The following is a 25,851-nucleotide window of genomic DNA, read 5'->3' as shown; positions in this document are numbered from 1 at the left end:
TTCCGGACCTCTGTGCCGTAATCGTCGGCTGCTTCCGCCATCAGGTTCAATGGCCGCCGGTCCAGATGCTTTTAATCTTCCCGGAGCGGGGAGATGTCATGGCCGGATCGGCCGGCTTCGTTTGTGAAATCGTCGCCTATGTCAGGTCCGTCGGCTCGTTTCTCTATGCTGCCGACTTGATCTGCGACGGTGGCGAAGCCGATCACGCCCGGCATCCATGGGAGCCGGATCGATCGCTTTCCACGGATGCTGCCGCGCCGGCTCCAACGCTCACCTCAACGCGATGCCGCCACGGTGGGATTCGACGGCGGGATGCAAAACGCTGTGCCGGACCCCCGGCGTGCCGTCGGCGCGCCGGCCGGAATGCCCAAGGAGAACCCATGTCACGCCTGATAATGCTCGTCTACGGCGTCGCCGCATACGCCGTGTTCTTCGGTTCCTTCCTGTATGCGGTCGGCTTCGTCGGCAATTTGGCGGTCCCGAAATCGATCGATTCCGGCGGCGCCGCGGGGCCGGTGCTCGAGGCGGTGATCGTCGACGCGCTGCTGCTCGCCCTCTTCGCCGCGCAGCACAGCATCATGGCGCGGCCCGCCTTCAAGCGGCTATGGACGCGGCTGGTGCCGGAGGCGATCGAGCGCAGCACCTATGTGCTGCTCGCGAGCCTGATCCTGATCCTGCTGTTCTGGCAGTGGCGGCCGATCCCCGTGCCGGTCTGGATGGTCGGCGACCCGTTCTGGGTCGCCGTCCTCCAGGGGGTGTTCTGGCTCGGCTGGGCGGTCCTGCTGGTCAGCACCCATCTGATCGACCATTTCGAGCTGTTCGGGCTGGCTCAGGTCTTCGCCCGGCTGCGCTGTCGCGAGCTGCCGCCGCCCGTGTTCCGGACGCCGCTGTTCTACCGCTGGGTCCGGCACCCGATCTATCTCGGCTTCCTGCTGGCGTTCTGGGCAACGCCGGCGATGACGGCGGGGCACCTGCTGTTCGCGGTGGCCACCACCGGCTACATCCTGCTCGGCATCTTCCTCGAGGAGCGCGACCTCGTCGCCCTGTTCGGCGACCGCTACCGCCGTTACCGGCAAGAGGTCGGGATGCTGATCCCCTGGCCCGGCCGCCGCTAACCACCGTTTCGAATCGACTTCCCATCCACCTGTCGCGGGCCGCGAGGCGCGCCTGTGTCCCACACAACAAGGAGAGATCCCATGGCAAGCTTTCCCACCAACGGCGATGACATCATCGTCGGCACCGACGGCAACAACGTGATCAACGCCTTGGATGGACATGACGAAGTGCAGGGCCGGGACGGCGACGATCATCTCCTCGGCGGCAACGGCAACGACTTCCTGGGCGGAGACAATCACAACGACCGGCTCGAAGGCCAGGCGGGTGACGACAGGCTCGCCGGCGAGGCCGGAGACGACGTGATCTTCGGAGGCTTCGGCATCGACACCATCACCGGCGACGCCGGCAACGACCAGATCAGCGCCGGCGACGACAATGACCTGGCCAGCGGCGGTATCGGTAACGACTTCATGCTTGGCGAATCGGGCAACGATGATCTTGCGGGCAATGAGGGCAGCGACGCGCTCGAGGGCAATGAGGGCAATGATGTCCTGAACGGTGATGATGGCAACGATATTCTCCGCGGCGGCGACGGCGAAGATTTGATCCGCGGCGGGGCCGGCGCCGATGTGCTTGACGGCGGCAACGGCTTCGACTGGGTCTTCTACGACGACGCCGCCAATGGGGTGTCGGTCAACCTGAACACTGGCGCCGGCGGTGGCGGCGACACGCTCGTCGGGTTTGAGAACATCATCGGATCGAACGGCTCCGACAATCTGGCCGGCTCGGCCGCGGATAACTGGTTTCGGGGGCTGAACGGGGGCGACGAACTCAATGGCGTCGACGGCAACGATCTGTTGCAGGGAGAGGCAGGAAGCGACAGACTCTTGGGCGGCAGTGGGAATGACGTGCTGGAAGGCGGTGATGGCGACGACACCCTCATCGGCGGTACCGGCGCGGATGCGCTAGACGGCGGCGCCGGAGCCGACCGTGCCGACTATTCCTCTGACGTCGTCGGAGTCACAGTCAATCTGGCGACGGGCAGCGGCAGTGGTGGAGATGCCGCGGGCGATACCCTGTCCGGTGTCGAGAACATCAGTGGTGGTCTGGCGAATGACACGCTGATCGGCGATGCCGGGTCCAACCGGCTGACTGGCGGTGGAGGGAACGACACACTGTTTGGTGACGCCGGCGACGACGAGTTCTTCGCTGGGGACGGGGCTGATGTCGTCGACGGCGGTGCCGGCTTCGACCGCCTCACCATGGACCGCAGCAACGCCTCCGTCAATCTTCGCTTCACCTTGAACGGCGCGGCCGGCAACGACGGCTCGCGGGCGATCAACATCGAGGCGATGCTGTTCGAGGCCGGCACCGGCGACGACCTCATCACCGGCGCGACCGGGGCCGACGAGATCTTCGGCGCGGACGGCAACGACGTGCTTGCCGGTGCCGGCGGCAATGACGGCCTTGCCGGCGAGGCCGGCGACGACACCCTCACGGGCGGCGATGGCAATGACCAGATCGACGGCGGGACCGGCCGGGACACGCTGAACGGCGGCGCGGACGGCGACAGCCTGTTCGGCGACGACGGCGACGATGTGATCCGTGGCGGCGCCAATGCCGACGGACTCGACGGCGGCAGCGGCATCGACACCCTCAGCTACAGCGAGGACACGATCGGCGTATCGGTCAACCTGGCGACCTTCAGCGCCAGCGGCGGCAATGCCGAGGGCGACGAGTTTGAGGATTTCGAGAATGTCGATGGTGGGCTGGGCAGCGATGCCCTGATCGGCAATGACCTCGCCAACATCCTGCGCGGCAACGTCGGCAACGACCGGGTCGACGGTGCCGCCGGCGATGACGTGCTCTCCGGCGGTGCCGGCGCCGACCAGATCGTTGGCGGCGTCGGTGTCGACATCGCCACCTATTTCGGCCTGGCCGGCGCTGTGACCGTCGATCTGGCGGCCGGCACCGGCAGCGGCGGCGAGGCTGAGGGCGACAGCTATTCCGGCATCGAGAACGTCAACGGCGGCACGGCCGGCGACCGCATCACGGGCAACGCCGGCGTCAACGTGCTGAGAGGCTTCGAAGGCAATGACATCCTCCGAGGCGGCGCCGGCGCGGATGTGCTGGACGGCGGCACCGGCACCGACCTCATCAGCTATTTCGGGACCGGCGTCGGGGTGACGGTGAACCTGACCACCGGCATCGGCACGGGCGGCGAAGCCCAGGGCGACACCTATTCCGGCGTCGAGAACGTCAACGGCAGCGTGGCGGGCGACAGCCTGGTCGGAACCAGCGGCGCCAACATCCTGAACGGCTTCGAGGGCAATGATGTCCTTACCGGCGGCGGCGGCCGGGACGTGCTGGCCGGCGGCCTCGGCGCCGACCGCTTCGTCTATGGCAGCGCGGCGCAGAGCCCGGTCGGGGCCAATGCCGACCGGATCCTGGATTTCAGCCATGCCCAGGGCGACCGCATCGACCTGGTGGCGATCGACGCCAGCACCGCCGCCGTCGGCAACCAGGCTTTCAGCTTCATCGGTGCGGGCCTCTACACTGGCGGCGCCGGCCAGCTGCGCTTCGCCCAGGCCGGCAGCGTCACCACCATCGCCGGCGACGTCAACGGCGACAAGGTCTCCGACTTCCACATCACCCTGACCGGCACCGTCAACCTCGTCGCCGGGGATTTCGTGCTGTAGCGGCGGCGGCCCAACGGCCCAACTGCTCCCATTCCATCCGCGCGGCCGCAGGGCGGCCGCGCGGGCTATCGAGGAGAGAGACAATGGCGTTCAAGATGTTCCGTCGCGAGGATTACGACGCCAACAGCGAGATGATCGCGCAGCTCTTCCGAGAATGTTCCGGGATCGGCGCGGAGGTATCACCCATCGACGCCGACACGACCGTCGGTGGCAACCAGGCGTTCGACTTCATCGGCACCGGCGCCGTCGCGCTGACGGACTCGGACTTCGCATTGTAACCGCGCGGCACCGCCATGCCGCCGATGGCGCCGACCGCCGCGTCGACCCGGATTGCTGCTGTGCCCCGGCGATATGATTGTCCTCGCCGACCGGCGAAAGACCGGGGCGAAGACAAGGAGGGAAGGGCATTGCGACTGGAGCGCACCATCCGCCAATCTCGTATTCTGCCGGATCAGCTATCGCCCGGTGGATTATCCATCTCTCGCAACTACCCTGCGGAGATTTTTGCGGATCACCTCGTGCCGATCCGGCTTCTGGCAGAGGTCAAAGGATAATGATCCTATATCGGCTTTGCGATATCCATTATTCCGACGGAATAATTCTGCGGAATCAGATTTTGCGTTTTCATATAATACTATAATTCCCGTCGTTCAGGCCTGCTAGTCTGGTAGTTATTTGAGATAAATAGAGATTGTATGCAGAATTTCTGTCACATCCTTTTATCGTTGCGGCCAGAAGTCGGAATCTGGATCGATGCGTCCATTCTTTAACTCCGTAACAGATCGATCCATACAAATAAATGTAAATTCTCGATATAGGTTGTTCCGATTTCTATTGACCAGCATGCGGCTCGAAAGCATCCTGCGTCGGAGAAACATGTCCTGACTTCCACACGGGTCGGCCGCGGGTCCACCGCCGTGGGATCCGTCCGGTGGTCAGGGAATACCGGTAATTCGAGATCGTACGCTTCGCATTTTCACAAGGAGATTGAGAATGTCCCCGACCGCGACTGAGAAGGCCGCCGCGTCAGCTCCTTCGATCCTCGAAGAGGCGCCGCCGCAGAACGAATTGATGAACACGGCGAGGGTCGCCAGCGAGATCCTCGTCCCGGGCGCAAGCCAGCTGATCGGCGGCAACGTCGCCAGCGGCGTCGGCCATTTCCTGGCCAACGGCGTTGCGCTTGCGGTGCTCGCCCCGACGATGCCTGTGCTCGCTGCACTGGCCGTGATCGGCATCCGGGCGAACTCGTACAGCATGAGCACCAGAGGGGCGGCCCTCTGGAAGAGGTAGGCAGGGTCGAGTCGCACCTCGCCTGCGCCGTGATACGTCGAGTCTTCGCCTGAACGGCAACGATCCGGCAGGAGAGCCTGCCCGGCAATTCTGCCGGATCGTCCTTGCCGATCGCCGTGATGCGCGACGGGCTCGGTGATCCTGCCTTGCGACCTCCCTCGCGGAGTCGCGCATCTGAATAATTTCCGGCTCCCGGTGCTGTCCAGCGCTCGGATCGTCGTCGCTTTAGCTTTGCTCTGAAGCATCCGCGGGGTCGCTCCGCGGCATGCCGGAACTCGGATAGTCCTGGGATCGCCGGGATTTCCGACGATAGGTGAATACTGCCCGAATTTCCGAATACTGCCCGAATTTGTGGGAGCTGCAGTGATATCTCGCAAGCAGACTGCTGAATATCAGCCAGACGATGACCGCAGGGCCTCCGCGTCGGACCGGATGCGAAAGGACGCGAACTCGCCGGCCGCCGGCGGCGAGGGCATGGCCGATGCGCTCGACCAGCGTTACGCCGAGACGCTGAGACGGGCGTCGACCAAGATCAAGGATCTGCTGCGCGAGAACGCGTCGCTGAAACGGCGCGGCCCGATCGCCGTCGTCGGCCTCGCCTGCCGCTTTCCCGGCGGGGCCGGGACCCCGGACCAGTTCTGGAACCTCCTGGCCGAGGGCCGGGACGCCGTGGCCGACATCCCGTCGGCGCGGTGGGATCTGGAGCGCTGGTGGGACCCCGATCCGGAGACTCCGGGCCGGATGTATGTGCGGAGCGGGGCTTTTCTCGACGACGTGAGGGGCTTCGACACCACCTTCTTCAGCATCACCCCCAAGGAGGCCGAGGCGCTCGATCCGCAGCAGCGGCTGCTGCTCGAAGTCAGCTGGGAGGCCTTCGAGAATGCCGGGCTCGATCCCCGGCGGCTGGCCGGTGGCCGGGTCGGGGTGTTCATCGGCCTGTCGAACTACGACTATATCCAGGCCCATATCCATTCGGGAGATGCGGCCCGGATCACGGCCTATTCCGGCAGCGGCGTGATGTTCAGCACCGCCGCCGGCCGGCTGTCGTACTTTTACGATTTCCATGGGCCCTGCCTGACGCTCGACACCGCCTGCTCATCCTCGCTGGTGGCGCTCGATGCGGCGATGAAGAGCCTGCGCAACGGCGAATGCGACGTGGCGCTCGTCGGCGGCGTCAGCCTGCTGCTGTCGCCGGACAGCACCGTGGCGCTGTGCAAGGTGAAGGCGCTGGCGGCCGACGGCCGCAGCCGGGCCTTCGACGACGCCGCCTCGGGCTACGGCAGGGGGGAAGGCTGCGGGCTGCTTGTTCTCAAGCGGCTGGACGACGCCGAGCACGACAGCGACCGGATCCAGGCGGTGCTGGCGGGATCTGCGGTCAATCACGACGGCCGCAGCAACGGCCTGACCGCCCCCAACGGCGTCGCCCAGCAGGCGGTGATCCGGACCGCCCTGGCCGATGCCGGCCTGGAACCCGAGGCGATCGACTACATCGAGGCTCACGGCACCGGTACGCCGTTGGGCGATCCGATCGAGTTCGAAGCCTTGCGGCAAGTGTTCGGCCCGCGCGCTCAGGGGCAGGAGCTGCTGCTGGGCTCGGTCAAGTCCAACATCGGCCATACCGAGGCCGCCGCCGGCGTCGCCGGCGTGATCAAGGTCATTCTGGCGCTGCGGCATCGGCGGCTGCCGGCAAGCCTGCATTTCGCCACGCCGAACCGGCACATCGATTGGGCGGCCGCGCCGATCCGGGTGACCGGCGATGCGGTCGACTGGCCCGGTCGCGACCGGCCGCGCGCGGCAGGGGTCAGCTCCTTCGGCCTCAGCGGCACCAACGCCCATGTCGTCATCGTCGAACCGCCGGCGGTGCCGCAACCCGCATCGGCGGACGAGCCGCGGCCGGTCCACATCCTGCCGCTGTCGGCAGCCACCGCCCCGGCCCTGCACGACCTGGCGAATCACTGGCGCCGACATCTCGAAACTGCAGATCCGTCGACGGTCGCCGATCTCTGCTTCACGGCCGGGACGAGGCCGACGCTGCGCGAGCGCCTGGCCGTGACCGGCGCCACCGCGGCGGAGATCGCGGCAGCCCTCGCGACGGTGCCGACCGACGCCGACACGTCGAGCCGCCGCCGGCAGGGCAGGGGGCCGGTGTTCCTGTTCACCGGCCAGGGCTCCCAGTATGTCGGCATGGGCCGGGCGCTCTATCGCTCCCAGCCGGTGTTCCGAAACGCCTTCGACCGCTGCGCGGCCGTGCTGGGCGACACGCTCGGCCGGCCGCTCGTCGATATCGTCATGGCGGCCGAGACGACGGCGGCGGAGCTGGCCGCGACGGCGGTGGCCCAACCTGCGCTCTATGCTTTGCAATGGGCGCTGACCGAGCTGTGGGCGAGCTGGGGCGTCAGACCGGCTGCGGTCCTCGGTCACAGCATCGGCGAGTATGCCGCCGCGGCGGCCGCGGGAATCCTCGAGCCCGAGGCGGGCCTGCGGCTTGCCGCCGAACGGGGCCGGAGGATGCAGCACCTTCCGGCCGGCGGCGCCATGGCCGCCGTCTTTGCCTCCGTCGACGCGGTCGCCCCGGCCTTGGGCGCGGCCGGCGGCCGGGTCGTGGTAGCGGCAGTCAACGAGACAGATGCCGTGACCCTGTCCGGCGAGGCGCCGGCGTTGCAGGCGGTCCTGGCCGATCTCGCCGCGCGGGGGATCGAGGCCCGGCCGCTCGACGTGTCCCATGCCTTTCACTCGCCGCTCATGGCGCCGATGATTGCGGGATTCGAGGCGGCCCTGGCCGACGAGCCGTTCCGCCCGGCACGATTGCCCTTCTACTCGACGGTTTCGGGTGACGTCTGGCCGGCGCGCGAGCGGCTGACCGCCGGATACTGGGCCGAGCAGATCCTCGCGCCGGTCCAATTCCATGCGGCGATCACGGCGCTCCGCCGCGACGGCTACGACACCTTCCTGGAGATCGGCCCCGGCGACACGCTCGCCGCACTGACGCGCGGTGGCGAAACCCCGGTGCTGGCGCTGAGCTCGCTGCGTCGCGGCGTCGACGATTGGCGGCAGATCGCGGCGACGGCGGCCAAGCTCTGGATGAGCGGGACCGAGATCGACTGGGCCGGGTTCGACAAGCCCTGGCCGCGGCGCAAGACGGCAGCGCCGCCCTATCCCTTCCAGCGCCAGCCCTTCTGGCTGGAGGTCGGTCCGCTGCGGCCGGCCATGAATCCCACAGAGGCGGCCCGGCCCGCGGTGGACATGATCACCCCGGCGGCCGAGGCCGCACCGATACGAGCTGAGGTAAGAGCGATGGACAGGCGTCCGCAAGTGACTTCCGATCTCGTGGCCGCGCTGGCCGAGGTCAGCGGCTTCAGCCCCGTCGAGATCAGTCCTGCCGAACGCCTGATGAACATGGGCCTCGATTCCCTGATGCTGCTGAAGCTCGGGCAGACCGTGGAGCGCGCCTACGGCGTCGAGCTGAAGATGAGCCAGCTGTTCGATGAGCTGGGAACGCTCGACGATGTCGCGGCCTATGTCATGCGCCACGGCACCGTCGCCCCGGCCGAAACGCCGGCGGCTGCGGCGGCTCGGCCCGCGGTCTCGGAGGTCGCACCGGTCTCGGCTGCGCCGATGATCGCGCCGGCGGCCCTGCCGGTTGCCCCGCCGACCATGCTTCCCGACGCGGAGATGCCGCTGCTGCAGCAGCAGCTGCACTATCTGGCGCAGATGGCGGCGCAGAACCTGCAAAGCATGACCGAGCTCACCCGCCAGCAGCTCGGCCTGACCGGCACGGTCGCTCAGCCGGCCGCTGTCGCCTTGCACGCTGTCGCTGCGAGCGCCGGGACGGCCGTCTCGGCGCCTCCCATGGCGGCTCCGGTCGCCGTCGTTCCGCAACCCGCGGCCGCCGTGCCCGAATCCGCCAAAATCCTGAAGCTGACCCCGCCCGCGCCTGCCGCCGCCAAGGCGCCGAAGCAGGCGGCGGTGGCCGCGATCCGCGGGATCAACCTGGCCGGTGCCAGGCTGACGCCCGAACAGCAGGCCTTCGTCGAGGCCGTGGTCCGCGACCATGTGGCGCGCACCGGCCGCTCCAAGACCTTGACCCAGGAATCGCGGGCGGTCCTGGCCGACTGGAAGCACACGCTGTCGTTCTGGGGGCAGCTCAAGGAGGCGAAGTATCCGATCGTCTCCGCCCGCTCCGAAGGGGCGCGGTTCTGGGACCTCGACGGCAACGAATATGTCGACGTCGCCATGGGCATGGGCGTCCATTTCTTTGGCCACAAGCCGAGTTTCATCCAGGACGCCCTCGCACAGCAGATGGCGGCGGGGCTGGAGCTCGGCACCCAGTCGCGGCTGACCGGCGCCGCCGCCCAGCTGTTCCACGAGCTGACCGGCAATGAGCGTGTGGCCTTCAGCAACACCGGCTCGGAAGCCGTGATGGTCGCGATCCGGCTCGCCCGCGCCGTGACCGGGCGACCGAAGATCGTGATCTTCAAGAATTCCTACCACGGCATCTTCGACGGCGTGCTGGCGGTCGAGGATGACGGCGCCATCGTGCCGATCGGGCTGGGCACGCCGCAGGCCATGATCGCCGACGTGATGGTCCTCGAATACGGCTCGGCGCGCGCGCTGGAGCTGATCCAGGCTCATGCCCATGAACTGGCCGCCGTCCTGGTCGAGCCGGTGCAGAGCCGCAATCCGGACCTGCAGCCGCAGGGCTTCCTGAAGCGGCTGCGCCGGATCACGCGGTCGGCCGGCACGGCGCTGATCTTCGACGAGATGATCAACGGCTTCCGCATCCTGCCGGGCGGCGCCCAGGCCTGGTTCGGCATCGACGCCGACATCGCGGTGTACGGCAAGATCGTCGGCGGCGGCATGCCGATCGGCGTGATCGCCGGCAAGGCCAAGTATCTCGACTACATCGACGGCGGCGCCTGGGCCTATGGCGACCGGTCGGGGCCGCAATCGGCGATGATCTATTTCGGCGGCACCTTCTGCCGCAATCCCGCGACCATGGCGACCACCCACGCGGCCCTGGCCTACATGAAGGCCACTGGGGCGGCGCTGCAGCAGGCGGTGACGGCGCGGACGACGGCCTTCTGCGACCGTCTCAATTACTGGTTCGAGCAGCAGCGGGTGCCGCTGCGCGCCAAGCATTTCTCGTCGCAGTGGCGGCTGGTGCCGCTGGGCGACAAGGACCTGCAGCCGATCGAGCTGGAACTCCTGTATCTCCTGATGCTCGATCGCGGCGTCTACACCTGGGAGCGTCGGATCTCGTTCTTCTCCGAAGCGCATGGCGCCCCGGAGATCGACCATGTGTTCGACGTCGTGACCGGCGGCGTCCGGGACATCCGCGCCGGCGGTTTCGCCTGGTCGATCGACGAATATCCGGAATCGCAATTCACCGCCCCGTCCTCGGCGCAGCGGCGGCTCTACGCCCTGGACCAGCGTCCGGGCGTCGGGATGGCCTATCACCTGCCGCAGGCCTTCTGGATCGATGGGCCGCTCGACATCGACCGGCTCGAAGACGCCTTCCGCACCATCATCCAGCGGCATGAGAGCCTGCGGACGAGCTATGTGGTGCTGGATGGCGAGCTGGTCGCCAGGCGCTGGGCCGAACCGCGCTTCGAGATCGAACGGCTCTCGGCGGACGAGGCCAAGATCGACCGGACGATCGCCGCCTTCCTGCGGCCGTTCGATCTGGCCGAGGCGCCGCTGATGCGGGTGGCGACGATGTCGGTCCGGCCCGACCGCCACCTGCTGCTCACCGATGCGCACCACATCGCCGCCGACGGCCTGTCCAGCAACATCCTCGCCGCCGACCTGATGGCGCTCTACGAGGGGCGCCCGGCAGCGCCCGTCACCTACGACCTGCGCCGCTGCCTCAGCCTGGCCGATGCCGGCGCGGAGGGTGACCGCGGCCGGGCGAACGCGGCCTTCTGGCAGGACCAGCTCGTGGGCGAGCTGCCGCTGCTGGAGCTGCCGGCTGACCGGCCGCGCATGGCCGAGCCGGACTTCCAGGGCGATACGGTGGTGCTGACGCTGCCGGCGGAGACCACCCGGGGGTTGAGGGAGCTTGGTCGTCGATCCGGCGCCTCGCTCTACATCGTCCTGCTGGCGGCGTGGAGCACCCTGCTGCATCGTCTGACCGGACAGGGCGACATCCTGGTGGGCGGCGCGGCCTCCGGCCGGCAGCAGCGCGAGCTCGCCCAGGCGGTCGGCATGTTCGTCAACACCGTGGTGTTCCGCACGCGGCCCGCTTCGGACCAGCCGTTCCGGCGGCACCTCGAGGCCGTCGCCGCGACCTGCCTGGCCGTCTACGATCACCAGGACTATCCATTCGAGGCGATCGCGGCCCTCGACCGCAGCCGGCCGAAAGACCGCAACCCGGTCTTCGACACCATGCTGTCCTACGAGAATGCCAGCGATCGGACGTTCCGGATCGCGGATCTCGCCTTCTCCCCGCATGAGATCGCGGTGCCGGCCGCGATGTTCGATCTCTTCCTCGAAGCGATCGAGGAGCATGAGGTCCTGAGGCTGCGCTTCGGCTATGCGACCGCGCTGTTCGACCGCGGCACGGTCGAGCGCTGGGCAGCGTCCTTCGAGCGGATCGTCGCTGGGGTGTTGACCGACCCCGATCGGCCGCTCGGCCGTCTCGACCTCCTGGGACCTGGCGAGCGCGATATCATCGCCCGGTTCAACGATACCGCTGCCGCCTATCCCGAGGCGGCGACCCTGCTCGACCTCTTCGCGGCATCGGTGGCGCAGCATCCCGATCGCCCGGCCGTGGTGTTCGGCGCGGTCGAGCTGTCCTACGCCGAACTCGACCGGTGGGCCGAGCGCCTGGCCGCGGCCTTGGCCGGACGGGTCGGGCCGGGCGGCTTCGTCGGCATCTTCCTCGAGCGGTCCGAGGCGGTGGCGGTCGCCATTGTTGCCATCCTCAAGGCCGGTTGCGCCTACGTGCCGCTCGATGTGGCCTATCCGCCAGATCTCGTCGACCACATGCTGACCGATGCGGGCTGCCGGGCGGTGCTGACCACCGCGGCGCTGGCGGAGCGGCTGCCGGCGGCACGGCGCGGCCTCGCCCTCGACATCGCCGCCCCGGGCGATGCGCCGCCGGTGCGGCTGTCGGGGCCGCGGCCCGACGGCGTCGCCCCCGACGGCGTCGCCTATGTCATCTACACCTCGGGCTCGACGGGCCGGCCCAAGGGCTGCCTTGTCAGCCATCGCAACGTGGTTCGTCTGCTGGTCAACGACCGGCATGATTTCCGGTTCAGCGCCGACGATGTGTGGCTCTGCGCCCATTCCTTCTCGTTCGACTTCTCGGTCTGGGAGCTGTGGGGGGCCTTGGCCTATGGCGGCCGGGTCGTGATCGCGCGACAGGAGGAGGCGCGCGATCCGAACACCATCCTGGACCTCATCCGCCGCCATCGGGTCACCGTCCTCAACCAGACGCCGGGCGCATTCTACGGCCTGATCGAGGCGGAGGGCCGGCAGCCGGTGCATGACCTCGCCGACCATCTCCACACCGTGATCTTCGGCGGCGACCGGCTGGAGCCCACCTATCTGCAGCCCTGGGCGGAATTCTACCCGCCGCACCGGGTGGCGCTGGTCAACATGTACGGCATCACCGAGACCACCGTGCATGTCAGCTACTACCGGCTGAGCGACGCCGACATCTACGGGCCGCCGCAGCGCAGCCTGATCGGCCGGCCGCTGCCGGAGACCACGATCGCGGTGCTGAGCCAGCTGATGGAACCGCAACCGCTCGGGGTGTCGGGCGAGCTCTGGGTCGGCGGCAGCGGCGTGTGCGGCGGCTACCTCAACCGTCCCGAGCTTACCGCCGAACGCTTCGTCGAGCATCTCGGCCGGCGGCTGTACAAGACCGGCGACCTCGGCCGGCTGCGCGCCGACGGCGTGCTCGAATATCTCGGCCGCAACGATCATCAGGTGCAGGTCCGCGGCCATCGGGTCGAGATCGGCGCCGTGGAGCAGCAGCTTCTGAGCCATCCCGGGGTCGCCAAGGCGCTGGTGATCGACCGCGACGGACCCCAGGGCACCCGGGAGCTGGTGGCGTATGTGATCGGCACGGCCGAACTGACGGCCGTCGGCCTGCGCCAGCATCTGGCCGAGGCGCTGCCCGACTACATGATCCCGAACCACTTCGTGGCCCTGGACGCGCTGCCGCTGACCGCGAACGGCAAGGTCGATCGGGCGGCCCTGCCGCCGCCGGAACAGACGCGGCTGGCGCCGGGCAGCAGCTTCGTGGCGCCGCAGGATCCGACGGCGATCACGATCGCCCGCATTTGGCAGGAGGTCCTGGGCCTGGACCGGATCGGCGCCGACGACAATTTCTTCGCGCTGGGCGGCGATTCGATCAAGGCGCTGCAGATCGTCAGCCGGCTGCATCGGGCCGGCGTGCGCCTGACAGCGGGTCAGATCTTCTCGGCCAGGACCGTGGCCCGCCTGGCCGCCCTGGCGGCCCCCGCAGCGCCCGCCGCCGAGCCGGCCGCGCGACGCGACCAGGCCAGGCTGACGCCGATCCAGCACTGGCTGGTGAGCGATCTCCGGCGCGATATCGGTCACTTCAACAACACCGCCCTGCTGGCCAGCACCGACCCGGTCGATGCGGAGGCCCTGCAGCGTTCGGTCGACGCGGTGGTGGCTCACCACGATGCCCTGCGCCTTGCGCTCGACCTCACGGCGACGCCGCCGCGCCAGATCGTGACGGCGGCCGCCGCCGTGACAGTCGAGATCGTCGCACTCGGCGGCGTCGCGGAGCTGACCGCCCATGCGACGAAGCTGCAGCGCAGCTTCGATATCGCGCGGTCACCGTTGCTGCGGGTGGTGATCTACCGGCTGCCGGATGGCGACCGGGTTCTGGTGCTGTGTCACCACCTGGTGGTCGACGGGCTGTCCTGGCGCATCCTGCTGGAGGATCTGACCGAGGCTTATGCGGCGGCGCGCGACGGTCGCGCGATCGCGCTGCTGCCGACCAGCCGGGCCTGGCTCGACTGGGCCGGGATGCTGGAGGCCCATGCCGGAAACGCCGAGCTCCTGGCGGAACTGCCTTATTGGACCGCGGTCGACGCGACGCCGCTGCCCGCCTGGCCGCAGGATTTCGAGGACCCCATCAATGAGACGGGCGATGCCCGCCGGGTGCGATTCACACTCAATGAGCGGCAGACCCATGCGCTTCTGACCGAAGCGCCGCGCCGCCACGGCGCCCGGATCAATGCGATCCTGCTGACCGCCGTGGCGCGCGCGTGCCGCGACTGCTTCGGCATCGAACGGATCCGGGTCAGGCTCGAAGGCCATGGCCGGGAAGAGATCGTCCCCGGCGTCGATCTCAGCCGGACCATCGGCTGGTTCACCTCGATGTTTCCGGTGGTCCTGGACATCGCCGGTGCTGCGGACCTCGCGGCCGAGTTGCACCGCGTGGCCGAGACCCTGGACCGGGTGCCGAACAAGGGCATCGGCTACGGGATCCTGCGCTACCTGACCCCGGACGGCGCCAAGGCCCTGCGCGGGTTCGGCGGGGCGCCGGAGATCAGCGTCAACTATCTCGGCCAGTTCGATGCCGAGTCCGGCGGCGGCTTCAGCCTCTCCGACGAGAAGACGGGCCCGAATATGGGGCCGTCGGTGCCCCGCCAGGCGCTGATCGAGATCGAAGCCGTCGTGGTCGGCGGCCGGCTCGCGGTCGAGATCGGCTATGGCAGCCGGATTCACGCACAGCCGACCATCGATCGGCTGACGGCGGCCCTGCAGGCAGCGCTCGGCGCCCTGGCCGGCGATGAAGGCGGAGCCGGGTTGCCGGACCCGGTGCTTGCCGTTCTGGGTATCGACGAGCGCATGGTCGAGGCGGTGCTGCCGCTGTCCTCGCTTCAGGAGGGCATGCGGTTCCATGCCCTCAGCGGCGACCGCGCCTCCTATGTCCAGCAATTCACCTATCGCCTGACCGGTGACCTCGATCTCGGCTGCTTCGATGCCAGCTGGCAGGCATTGGCCGCCCGCCATCAGTCGTTGCGGGCCGCGATCGTGGAGTTGCCCGACGGGCGGCCGGTCCAGGTGGTGCTGCGGCAGCGTCCTTTGCCGGTCCTGGTCCGGGACATCAGCCATCTGCCGGCGGCCGGGCAGGCGGCGGCGCTCGCCGCGATGACCGCCAACGACCGCGCCCGAGGCTTCGATCTGGCGCGCGATCCGTTGATGCGGCTGAGCGTGCTGCGTCTCGGCCCGCAGGAATTCGAGGTGCTGTGGACCACGCATCACATCGTCGTCGACGGCTGGTCGCTGGGGATCCTGCAGCAGGAGCTGATGGCGATCTACGGAGCCCTCGCCGATGGCGGAACGCCGAAGCTTCCGCCGGCGCCGCAATTCGCCCGCCATCTGGGCTGGCTGGCGGCGCGCGACCCGCAGGCCGGCCGCGGCTATTGGGAGAAGGTTCTGGCGGATTGCCCGCCGCCGTCGACCCTGCCCGGGATCAATCCCGCCGGACGTCGCGCCGGCATCGCCGTGGAGGAGTATCGCTTCGAGCTGGACCTGGCTGAAACGGCCAGGCTCAGGGGCCTCGCCGCGCGCCTCGAGGTCACGCTCAACACGCTCGTTCAAGGCCTCTGGTCGGTGCTGCTCTCGGGCTTCGCCGGCTCGGACGACGTCGTTTTCGGCGCCGTGGTCTCCGGCCGTCCGCCCGAGCTTCAGGGGGTCGAATCGATCGTCGGCCTGTTCCTGCAGACGATCCCTGTCCGTGTCAGGTTCGAAGCCGACGACAGCTTCGCCACGCTGTGCCGCAGGGTGCAGCAGGCGGCCACCGAGGCCGAGCCCTTCCACCACCTGCCGCTGGCCGAGATGCAGCGCCTGGGCGGGCTGCGCCGGACCCTGTTCGACCATGTGCTGGTGTTCGAGAACTACCCGCTCGGCGGCGACGCCGGCGGCCGCTTCCGCATCGGCGAGGTCAAGGTCGCCGAGCACATGCATTACGATTTCAGCCTGGTGATAGATCCGGGCGAGGCGCTGCTGGCGACGTTCACCTTCAACCGCAACGTCATTTCGGCCGCCGAGTTCACCAGGATCGAGCGGGGGATCCGCGCTCTGGTCGCCGCCGTTCTGGCGGATCCCGACCAGCCGCTCGACCGGATCGACTTCGCCGCCGCGGAACCCCTGTCCGCGGACCCGCCGATGGCGGCCCCCGGGACGGTCCTCGATCTGATCGAGTGGCAGGTCGCCCTCGATCCGCAGCGCAGCGCGGTGGAGGAGGAGGGCAGGGGCATCAGCTACTGCGCCCTCGATGCCCGCGCCGCTGACCTCGCCCGAATCCTGAAGGCCCTGGGGGTCGGTCGCGGCGTGCCGGTGGCGCTCTATCTCCGCAACGGCATCGACTATGTGGCCAGCATTCTGGCGGTGCAGAAGGCGGGCGGCATCTTCGTTCCCCTGGACGTGGACTCGCCCAGCCGCCGTCTGGTCCAGCTGATGGAACGGGTCGTCCCGGCCGCGGTGGTGACCGACCTCGAGCTGCGCGATCACCTCGGCGAAGCGCTGGGCACCTTGCCGGACGGTCTGGTCGCCTGGGCGGCCGACGGCACGCTCCAGCACGCCGCCGAAGGGAGTGCGGACCAGAGCCTCGCCGAGCGGCCGCAGCCCGGCGACCCGATGTATGTTATGTTCACCTCGGGCTCGACCGGAGAGCCCAAGGCGATCCTCTCCGGCCATGAGGGGCTGCACCATTTCATCGCCTGGGAGCAGGCGGAGCTGGGCGTCGGCCCCGGCGCGCGGGTCAGCAATCTCGCGCTGACCACCTTCGATGTCAGCCTGCGCGACATCTTCCTGCCGCTGGCGTCGGGTGGAACGATCTGCGTGCCGCCGCCCGCCGCCCGGCGCGATGCCGCGCTGCTCGCCGCTTGGCTGGCCGAGGCGGAGGTGGAGGTCGGCCATGTCGTGCCGAGCCTGTTCCGCTCGACCCTGAAGGAGCTCGAGCAGAAACCGCGACCGCTGCCGCGGCTGAGGCATCTCCTGTTCGCCGGCGAGACGCTGTGGGGCAGCGACGTCGAACGGGCCCGCCGGGTGCTCGGGCCCGATGTGGCCCTGCGCAATCTCTACGGCCCGTCCGAGACGACGCTGGCCAAATGCTGCATGAGGATCGGCGCGGCGCCGCTCGATCCCGCCCGGGCCGTGCCGGTCGGCAGGCCGCTGCCGGGAGTCCAGGTGCTGGTGCTCAAGGACGGCCGGCCGGCACCGGCGGGAGCCCTGGGCGAGCTGCACATCGTGCCGCCCTTCCAGCCGCTCGGCTATTTCCGCGACGAGGCCCGGACGGCGGAGAGCTTCGTCGCGGCTCCGGAGGCCTTGGGCCTGGCGGCCCTCATGTACCGCACCGGGGATCTCGGCCGGGTTCTGGCCGATGGCACGATCGAGGTCTGCGGCCGGCTGGACGGCCAGGTCAAGGTCAACGGCGTCCGCATCGAGACGGCAGAGATCGAGAGCGCGGCCAGGGCCAGCGACGAGATCGACCAGGTCGCGGTGGTCGCCCATCGCCGGGCCGACGGCGACAGCGCGCTGGCCTGCTACTACACCGAAAAACGCCCCCTCGATGAAGGCGTGCTGCGCGAGCGTCTGGGACAGGTGCTGCCCCAGGCCATGGTGCCGCATTTCTTCCTGCGGCTGGACGCCTTCCCGCTGAACATCAACGGCAAGATCGACCGTCGCGCCCTGCCCAAGCCCGAGGAACTGATCACCGACCGGATCCGCTACGAGGCGCCGGAGGGACCTGCCGAGACCCGGATCGCGGCGATCTGGGCCGAGGTGCTGGGGCTCCCCCGCGTCGGCGCCAATTCGCCGTTCTTCGAGATCGGCGGCGATTCACTGCGGGCGATCCGGCTGCTGTCGCGGGTCAACCAGGCGTTCGAAGGCGACCTGTCGATCGCCGCGTTCTTCGAGCAGCCGACGGTGCGCGGCATGGCTGCGGCCCTGAGCGGCGTCTCCGTTGCCGCGGAAGGGCGGATTCCGGCGGTGGCGCCGGCCGAGGCCTATCCGCTGTCCCATGCCCAGCGCCGGCTTTGGGTCCTGGACCAGTTCGGCGGCAACCCGGCCGCCTACACCCTGCCGGCAGCCTATCTGCTGGACGGGCCGCTGGATGCCGCGGCGCTGACCGGCGCCTTCGAGGCGCTGGTGGCGCGGCATGAGGCGCTGCGGACCGTCTTCGTCGAGATCGACGGCGAGCCGTACCAGACGATCCTGGCCGAGCCCGGCTTCCGGGTGGAGTGCGTCGATCTCTCCCATGACTCCGACCCGGAGGCGGCCGCACGCGGGCTCGCCGCTCGCCATGCCGCCCACCGCTTCGATCTCGCCCGCGGCCCGCTGCTGACGGCCAGCCTGCTCGCGCTCGGGCCCTCGCGGCACGTCCTGCTGGTCAATGTCCACCACATCGTCAGCGATGCCTGGTCGGTCACCGTGATGGTCGAGGAGCTGCTGCGGCTGGTCCGCGGCGAGGCGCTGCCGCCGCTGCGGATCCACTACAAGGACTATGCCATCCAGGAGGCCGCGGCCCTGCGCACACCTACCGCCGTGGCAGCCCGGAGCTGGTGGCATCGCCAGCTCAGTGATCTGCCCGAGCGGGCCGAGCTGCCCAGCGACCGGGCGCCGCCGAGCCTGCCGAGCTTCGACGGCGATCGGGTCGGCGTCGTACTGGATTCGGCGGTGCTGGGGCGGCTGCGCGAATTCGCCCAGGCCGGCCGCAGCACGCTGTTCACCGGACTTCTCACCGCCGTGCTGGCTTTGCTGCATCGCTACACCGGCCAGAGCGACCTCGTGGTCGGGACTCCGGTGGCCTGCCGCGACGATCCCGATCTCGAGGCCCAGGTCGGCTTCTACGTCAACACCCTGGCCCTGCGCGTGGCGTTGGCCGAGGCAGAGACCTTCGAGGGGCTCTTTGCGAAGGCCAAGGACAGCCTGACCGGGGCGCTCGACCACCGCAGCCATCCGTTCGATCTGCTGGTCGATGAGCTCGACCTGCCGCGCGACAGCCGCCGGCCGCCTCTGTTCGATGTCATGGTGGTCTTTCAGGACAGGCTGCAGCGCAGCTTCGCCCTGGACGGCATCGAGATCTCTCTTTTCGCCGATGACGGCAACGTTGCAAAATTCCCGCTGGTCTTCGAGTTCGTCGAGACAGCGGCGGGCGTCGTCCTCAATCTCGAATATTCCACCGATCTGTTCGACCGGGATCGCATCGAGCGGCTGGCCGGTCACTTCCAGCGCCTGTTGGCGGCCGCGGTCGCCGATCCGGCGCGGCCGGTGACGGCGCTCGACCTTTTGGAAGAGGAGGAGCGGCGCCTGCTGCTCGGGCCCGACACGGCGACCGCGACGCCGCCGGACGCGACCGTGCCCGCTGCCTTCGCGGCGGTGGCCGCGGCCCGGCCCGCCAGCCTGGCGGTGATCCATGAGGATGTCGGCCTCACCTATGCCGAGCTGGAGGGCAGGGCCAACGCGCTGGCGCGGGCCCTGGTCAAGGAGCACGGCGTGCGCCCCGGCGACATCGTGGCGGCGCTGCTCGATCGTTCCGAGCGTCTGGTGGTGGCCTTTCTCGGCATCCTCAAATGTGGGGCGGTCTATCTGCCGCTTGATCCGACCTACCCCGAGGAGCGGCTGCGCTACATGCTGGGCGATGCCGCGGCCAAGGTGGTGGTGACCGAGGCGGCACATGTCGCCCTGGTGGCGGACGGGGAGCACCGCACGCTCGACATCGGCCGCCTGGGCTCGGTGGCGGTCGCCCGGGCGCCGCGCCCGGCGCCAAGTGCCGGCGATCCGGCCTATCTGATCTACACCTCCGGCTCGACCGGCCAGCCCAAGGGTGTGGTGCTGGAGCATCGCGGCGCGGTCAATCTGGCGGCCGCCCAGCATCTGAGCCTGGGCATCGAGCCGCGTCATCGGGTGCTGCAATTCGCCCCGTCCTCGTTCGATGCCTCGGTCTGGGAAATGCTGATGGCGCTGCTGAACGGCGCCACGCTGGTGATCGCCGGGCCGGACCGGATTCGCGATCCGCTCGTCTTCGCCGACTATCTGCGCCGGCACCAGGTGACGGTCGCGACCTTGCCGCCGACCTATCTCGCCGAGCTTGACGACGCAGCGCTCGATCCGCTGGAGCTGCTGATCACCGCGGGCGAGCCGCCCAGGCCCGACCAGGCGTTGCGGCTTGCCGGCCAGCTTGCCTATGTCAACGCCTACGGGCCGACCGAGACCACCGTCTGCGCCACCTGGCATCGCGTGGATCCGGTACTCGACCGCGACCGGCCGATCCCGATCGGGCGCGCGATCGCGAACACCCAGGTCCTGGTGCTGGATCCGCACGGCAATCTCGCCCCGATCGGGGTGCCGGGCGAGATTCATATCGGCGGCCTCGGCCTGACCCGAGGATATCTCGGCCGGCCGGCCCTCACCGAAGCCGCGCTGGTCGCCCATCCCTTCGCCGCGGGCGAGCGGCTGTATCGCAGCGGCGACCAGGGCGTGGTGACGGCGACGGGCGAGATCCTCTACCTCGGCCGCAAGGACGGCCAGGTCAAGCTGCGCGGCCACCGGGTCGAGCTGGGCGAGATCGAGCGGGCGATCGAACGTCATCCGCAGGTCGCCCATGCGGTGGTCAGCCTGTACCGCAACGGCACCGGCCCCGATCTGGTGGCCTATGTGGTGCCGGAGGGGCAGGCGTCGGCCGCGACCCTTCGCGACAGACTCGTCCGCAGCCTGCCCGACTATATGGTGCCGGCCCATTGGGTGTTGCTGGACGCGCTGCCACTGCTGCCGAATGGCAAGCTCGATCACGCCGCCCTGCCGCCGCCCACCGCTGCCGCGGCGGATGATGGCGAGGTGGCCGACGGCCCGTTGGAGGCGCTTGTGGCCCAGACCTGGCGCGACGTGCTGGGCCGCAACGGCTTCGGGCGGCATGACCGCTTCTTCGAGCTCGGCGGGGATTCGATCAAGGCGATCCAGGTCGTCGGCCGGCTGCGCCAGGCCGGACACCGGATCGACATGCGGGAGTTCCTCGAAGGCCCGACCGTGGCGGCGGTGTCCGCGCGGCTCGCTGCAGCCGCGCCGGCACCCGAACCGCCGACGTCCCGCGGTCCGGCTGACCTCGCTGCGCATGTCTCGCTGAGTGCCGAAGAATTCGAGGGGCTGCTCGGTGGCGAATGACACGGCGCCCAGGCTGTCGCGGGAAACAGTCGAGCGGATCTACCCGTTGCGGCCGCTGCAGCAGGGCATGCTGTTCCATGAGCTGTCGACGCCGGAGGCGCCGCCCTATTTCCGGCAGGTCTCGTTCACGATCGACGGCGCCTTCGACCCGGCCCTCTGCGAGGCGACGTGGAACCGGCTGATGGAGCGGCACGAGCTGCTGCGGTCGGCTTTCGACTATGAAACCACGTCGCAGCCGCTCCAGATCGTGCTGAAGCGGCAGACCGTGGAGTTCGGCTTCGAGGATCTCGAAGGGGCCGATACGGCGGCGCGGATCCAGGCATGGCGCAGCGCGGATGAGAGGCGGGGGTTCGACCTGCGCCGCGACCGGCTGATGCGGATCCAGCTGTTCCGCCTGGGGCCCGATCGCTTCGAGATGATCTGGAGCCACCCGCATATCCTGCTCGACGGCTGGTCCGGCGCCATCCTGCTCGATGAATTCGCCCGGATCTATGCCGCCGCCCGATCGGGCAGATCGCCGGATCTGCCGGCGCCGCCGGACCCAGGGGACTACCTGGCGGCGCTGGCGGACCGCGATCCGGCCGCAACGCGCCGCCATTGGGCGACCCTGCTGGCGGATTATGACGAGCTCGCCACCCTGCCGCGGCCGCCCCACCGCCGCGCCCGGCCGCAGCCGGCGATGCATCGCTTTCGCATCGGTGAGCGCGAGACTGCCGCCGCAGCGACTCTGGCGGCGCGCAGCGGTGTCACGCTCGGCACCGTGCTCCAGGCGCTCTGGGGCATTCTGCTCGGGCGCTGGGTCGACCGCCGGGATGTCGTCTTCGGCACGGTGGTCTCGGGCCGCTCGGTTGCGATACCGGGTGTGGAGCGCCTGGTCGGCTGCTTCATCAACACCGTGCCGGTGCGGGTCCGCCTGTCCCCGCGGCAGGGTTTCGCCGGATTGCTGCAGGCGCTGCAGCGCCAAGCGCTGGACGGCCTCGCGCATGACCACGCCGGCCTCGCCGAGATCCAGGCGGCCTCTGCGGTGCCGGACGGGCTGCTCGACCATCTGCTGGTCCTCGAGAACTATCCGGCGGCGGAGGACGGCACGGGCGATACCGGATTCCGGGTCACCATGGCCGAGCCGCTCGAACAGGCCAATTATGATTTCGGCCTGATGGTGCATGCCGGCGCCGCGCTCGATGTGACCCTGCCCTATGATGCGGCCGTCTTCGCTCCTGCCCGGATGTGGCAGATCGAGGCGCAGCTGCGTGCACTGGTGACGCAGGTGCTGGCCGATCCCGATCGGCCGGTGGACGACCTGGACGTGCTGGGTGCCGAGGAGCGGCAGGCGCTCGCGGCCGGCGCTGCCGGGCCGGCCGTGCCCTGGCCCGAGACGGCGACGCTGGTCGACCTCTGGCACGCCCAGGTCGATCGCACCCCCGACGCTGTGGCCGTGTCGGCCGGCGATGAGCGGCTGAGCTATCGCGAGCTGGACCGGGCGGCGGACGATGTCGGCCGCCGGCTCCTGGCCGACGGACTTGCGCCGGAAGAGGTGGTGGGCGTGCTGGCGGATCGCGGGATCGGCCGGATCGCCGCCCTGCTGGGCATCCTCAAGGCGGGTGGCGTTTACCTGCCGCTGAGCCCGGCTTTCCCCGACGGGCGCATCGGGTTCATGCTCGACGACACCGAATGCCGCAAGGTGCTGACCGACACGGCCGGGGCCGCGCGGCTGGCGCCGCTGCGCCCCGGCGTCGCCCGTCCGATTGCCGGCGTAGCCGCAGCCGGGGGACGGTTGGGCCGAGCGTCGCCGCGGAGCCTGGCCTACATCATCTTCACCTCGGGCTCGACCGGCCGGCCGAAGGGCGTGGCGGTCGAGCATCGCGGCTTCGTCAACATGATCCTGGCCCAGATCGCGGGGTTCGGTGTCGGTCCCGACGATGCTGTCGTGCAGTTCGCCTCCTGCTCCTTCGACGCCTCGCTCTCCGAGATCTTCATGGCGCTGCTGGCCGGCAGCCGGCTGGTGCTGGCGCCGGAGGCGACGATCCGCGACGGCGCCAGGCTGCTGGCGCTGATGGCGGCGGAGCGGGTGACGGTGGCGACGCTGCCGCCCTCCTATCTGCGGGCGCTCGACGGCGCCGATCTGGGCGGCCTGCGCGTGCTGCTCACGGCAGGCGAGCCGCCCGACGAGCGCGACGCCAGGCACTATGCCCGCAGGCTGCGCTACTTCAACGCCTATGGTCCGACCGAAGCCTCGGTCTGCGCCAGCTGGCACGAGGTCGATCCGGACGCGGCCTATCCGGACGGGATCCCGATCGGCCGGCCGATCGCCAACACCCGGATGATGGTGCTGGACCGGGCCGGCCGATCGATGCCGGTCGGCGCGGTCGGCGAGATCTGCCTCGCCGGGCCGGGGCTCGCCCGAGGCTATTTCGGCCGGCCGGGCCTTTCGGCGGAGCGCTTTGTCGAGCTGGACGGCCGCCGGGTCTACCGCACCGGCGATGCCGGGCTGGTGCAGCCCGACGGCACGGTGGTCTATCTCGGCCGCCGCGACAACCAGGTGAAGTTTCACGGCTATCGGGTCGAGCTCGGCGAGATCGAGAGCCTGCTGCGCGGTCACCCGGCCGTGGCCCAGGCCACCGCCGTCGTGCGCGACGAGCCGAAGCGGATCGTGGCCTATGTCGTCCCGCGGAGCGAACTCGATCCGGCCGCGCTGCGGCACGCCCTGGCGGCGGAGCTGCCGCCCTGGATGGTTCCGGCCGCAGTGGTCCTGCTGTCCGAACTGCCGCGCACCGTCGCCGGCAAGATCGACCGCAACGCCCTGCCGGCGTTCGAGCGGCAATCTGCCGTCGACGAGGCGCCGATGACCTCGGCGGAAGCGGCCGTGGCCGAGGCCTTCGCCGCCGTGCTGGGCGGCGGTCCGGTCGGCCGGCGTGGCTCCTTCGTCGGATCGGGGGGCGATTCCCTGCGCGCCATCCAGCTGCTGGCGCGGCTCCGCCGGGACGGCTTCGCGCTCAATCTTCGGGATCTGCTCGCTGCCGATACGGTCGCCGCGGTCGCGGCCGTGGCGGCGACCGCGGAGGCCGGCGGGGATGATCGACCGGTCACGGGATCGCTGCCCCTGACCCCGATCCAGCGCTGGCTGTTCGGCGCGCACAGCCGGGGGTTCGAGCATCTCAATCACCTTGTCCTGCTGCACGCCACGGCGCCTTTGGACCGGGAGGCGCTCGCCGCGGCCGTGGATGCCGTCTGGCGGCATCACGACGCGTTGCGCCTGCGCAGCCGCCAGGACGCCGGCGTCCGGATCCAGGAGATCGCCGCCCCGGAGCCCGGGCCTGGTGTCCGGGAGGTTGACCTGCGCCAGCTGTCGGATCCCTGGCCGGCGCTGACGGCCGACGCCACGGCGCTCCAGGCGGGCTTCGATCTCGGCCGTGGGCCGCTGTTCAAGGCGGTGCGCTACCGGCTGGCGGAGGGTGACCTTCTGCTGCTGACGGCGCACCATCTGGTGGTGGATGCGGTGTCGTGGCGCTTCATTCTCGAGGATCTGTTTGCCGGCCTCTGGCAAGCAGCGGCGGGCAAGCCGATCGTCCTGCCCGGCAAGACCACCTCCTACCGCGCCTGGGCGATGGCGCTGGACGGCTGGAGCCGGAGCGCGGCGCTGGAGGCGGAACGGCCTTATTGGGCGGAGATCGATGGGGCCGTCGTGCCGCCGCTGCCGGCCGACGCTCCGGTGGTCGAGCATGGCTACGCCGAAACCGAGACCATAAGCGTGGACCTCGCCGCAATCCCGTCCGGCGTTCCGGACACGCGGATCGTGGCGCGGCTGCTGGCCGCCCTGGCCGATGCGCTGCATGGCTGGGATGGCCGGAGGACGGCGCGGGTCATGCTGTCGAGCCATGGCCGCAACCCGCCCGTGCCCGGCATCGATCCCAGCCGCACGGTTGGCTGGTTCACCGCGGATTTTCCGTTCCTGATCGACTGTCCCGGCGGCCCGGCCGCGGTGCCGCGGATCGAGGCGGCTCTGGCTGCCGTGCCGTCGAAGGGACTGGGCTGGGGTGTGCTGCGGTGGCTGTCGCCGAACCCGATCGGCGGGATCGAGGCGGAGCTCAGTCTCAACTATCTCGGCACCGCCGTGCCGGAGCTCGACCCGGCGTTCCGGCTCAGTGATCGGCTGCCGAATGCGTCGATCGGCACCATGGAGCGCCGCCGCCTGATCGAGCTGGAGGCTTGGGTGGCGGCGGGACGGCTCCGGCTCGGGCTGCGCTACGTCCCCGGACTCCATGCGCCGACAACGATCCGCGCATTGGCGCAACGGCTCGCCGCGAGCTTCGCTGCCGGATCAAAAACCGAAGTGGATCGTAAGATATCGGCGCGTTGAAGAAGATTAAGACAGGCGAACGTCAAGATCTTTGTGCTTTTGAGAAAGAACGCCTTGGACGATCGATATTGCCACCATGGGGAGACGCAGATGAAACCCGGAATGTCGAATAAGTCACCCTGGCTTTTGCCGCTGGCTCTATCCGTCGCAATGACGCCAGCCGCGCCCAGTTGGGCCGAGGCGCTGCCTCTGACCACATCAAGGGCCGCGCCGGCGATTGCCGGTCCGACTGCGACCCTGGCCGCCCCTCGAGGCTCCGCCGAGGAGGTCAGCCCGATCGTCCCCGGCTATCCGCCG

At 69.4% G+C, this 25,851-nt stretch carries 6 protein-coding genes; all 6 read left to right on the top strand.

Going from position 1 to position 25,851, the window contains the following annotated elements:
* Positions 1–380: 380 nt before the first annotated feature.
* Positions 381–1,115: a methanethiol S-methyltransferase gene (gene mddA / locus QFZ27_RS36735; RefSeq protein ID WP_429231789.1), complete on the top strand. Its 735-nt coding sequence runs from the start codon at positions 381–383 to the stop codon at positions 1,113–1,115.
* Positions 1,116–1,196: 81 nt separating this feature from the next.
* Positions 1,197–3,755: a beta strand repeat-containing protein gene (locus QFZ27_RS36730; RefSeq protein WP_429231787.1), complete on the top strand. Its 2,559-nt coding sequence runs from the start codon at positions 1,197–1,199 to the stop codon at positions 3,753–3,755.
* An 83-nt stretch (positions 3,756–3,838) separates the two neighbouring features.
* Entirely contained in the window at positions 3,839–4,033 is a 195-nt protein-coding gene (locus tag QFZ27_RS36725) for a hypothetical protein (protein WP_429231785.1), read from the top strand.
* Positions 4,034–4,748: 715 nt separating this feature from the next.
* Positions 4,749–5,045 carry a hypothetical protein gene (locus QFZ27_RS36720; RefSeq protein WP_429231784.1) on the top strand — a complete coding sequence of 99 codons (297 nt, stop codon included), beginning with the start codon at positions 4,749–4,751 and terminating at the stop codon, positions 5,043–5,045.
* Between the two features lie 432 nt (positions 5,046–5,477).
* Positions 5,478–21,197 carry a type I polyketide synthase gene (locus QFZ27_RS36715; RefSeq protein WP_429231783.1) on the top strand — a complete coding sequence of 5,240 codons (15,720 nt, stop codon included), beginning with the start codon at positions 5,478–5,480 and terminating at the stop codon, positions 21,195–21,197.
* Complete coding sequence (locus QFZ27_RS36710; RefSeq protein WP_429231782.1) at positions 21,187–25,554, top strand: amino acid adenylation domain-containing protein; 4,368 nt, start codon at positions 21,187–21,189, stop codon at positions 25,552–25,554. Before QFZ27_RS36715 ends, QFZ27_RS36710 begins: the two co-directional genes overlap by 11 nt.
* Positions 25,555–25,851: the final 297 nt, after the last annotated feature.

The organism is Inquilinus ginsengisoli, assembly GCF_050434925.1.
Classification (GTDB): domain Bacteria; phylum Pseudomonadota; class Alphaproteobacteria; order DSM-16000; family Inquilinaceae; genus Inquilinus; species Inquilinus ginsengisoli_B.
This window is presented reverse-complemented; position numbering and strand designations above follow the sequence as displayed.

Coding starts and splice junctions, on each gene's coding strand:
- QFZ27_RS36715 (WP_429231783.1), top strand. CDS start 5,478: ATGCGAAAGGACGCGAACTCGCCGGCCGCCGGCGGCGAGGGCATGGCC.
- QFZ27_RS36730 (WP_429231787.1), top strand. CDS start 1,197: ATGGCAAGCTTTCCCACCAACGGCGATGACATCATCGTCGGCACCGAC.
- QFZ27_RS36725 (WP_429231785.1), top strand. CDS start 3,839: ATGGCGTTCAAGATGTTCCGTCGCGAGGATTACGACGCCAACAGCGAG.
- QFZ27_RS36720 (WP_429231784.1), top strand. CDS start 4,749: ATGTCCCCGACCGCGACTGAGAAGGCCGCCGCGTCAGCTCCTTCGATC.
- mddA (WP_429231789.1), top strand. CDS start 381: ATGTCACGCCTGATAATGCTCGTCTACGGCGTCGCCGCATACGCCGTG.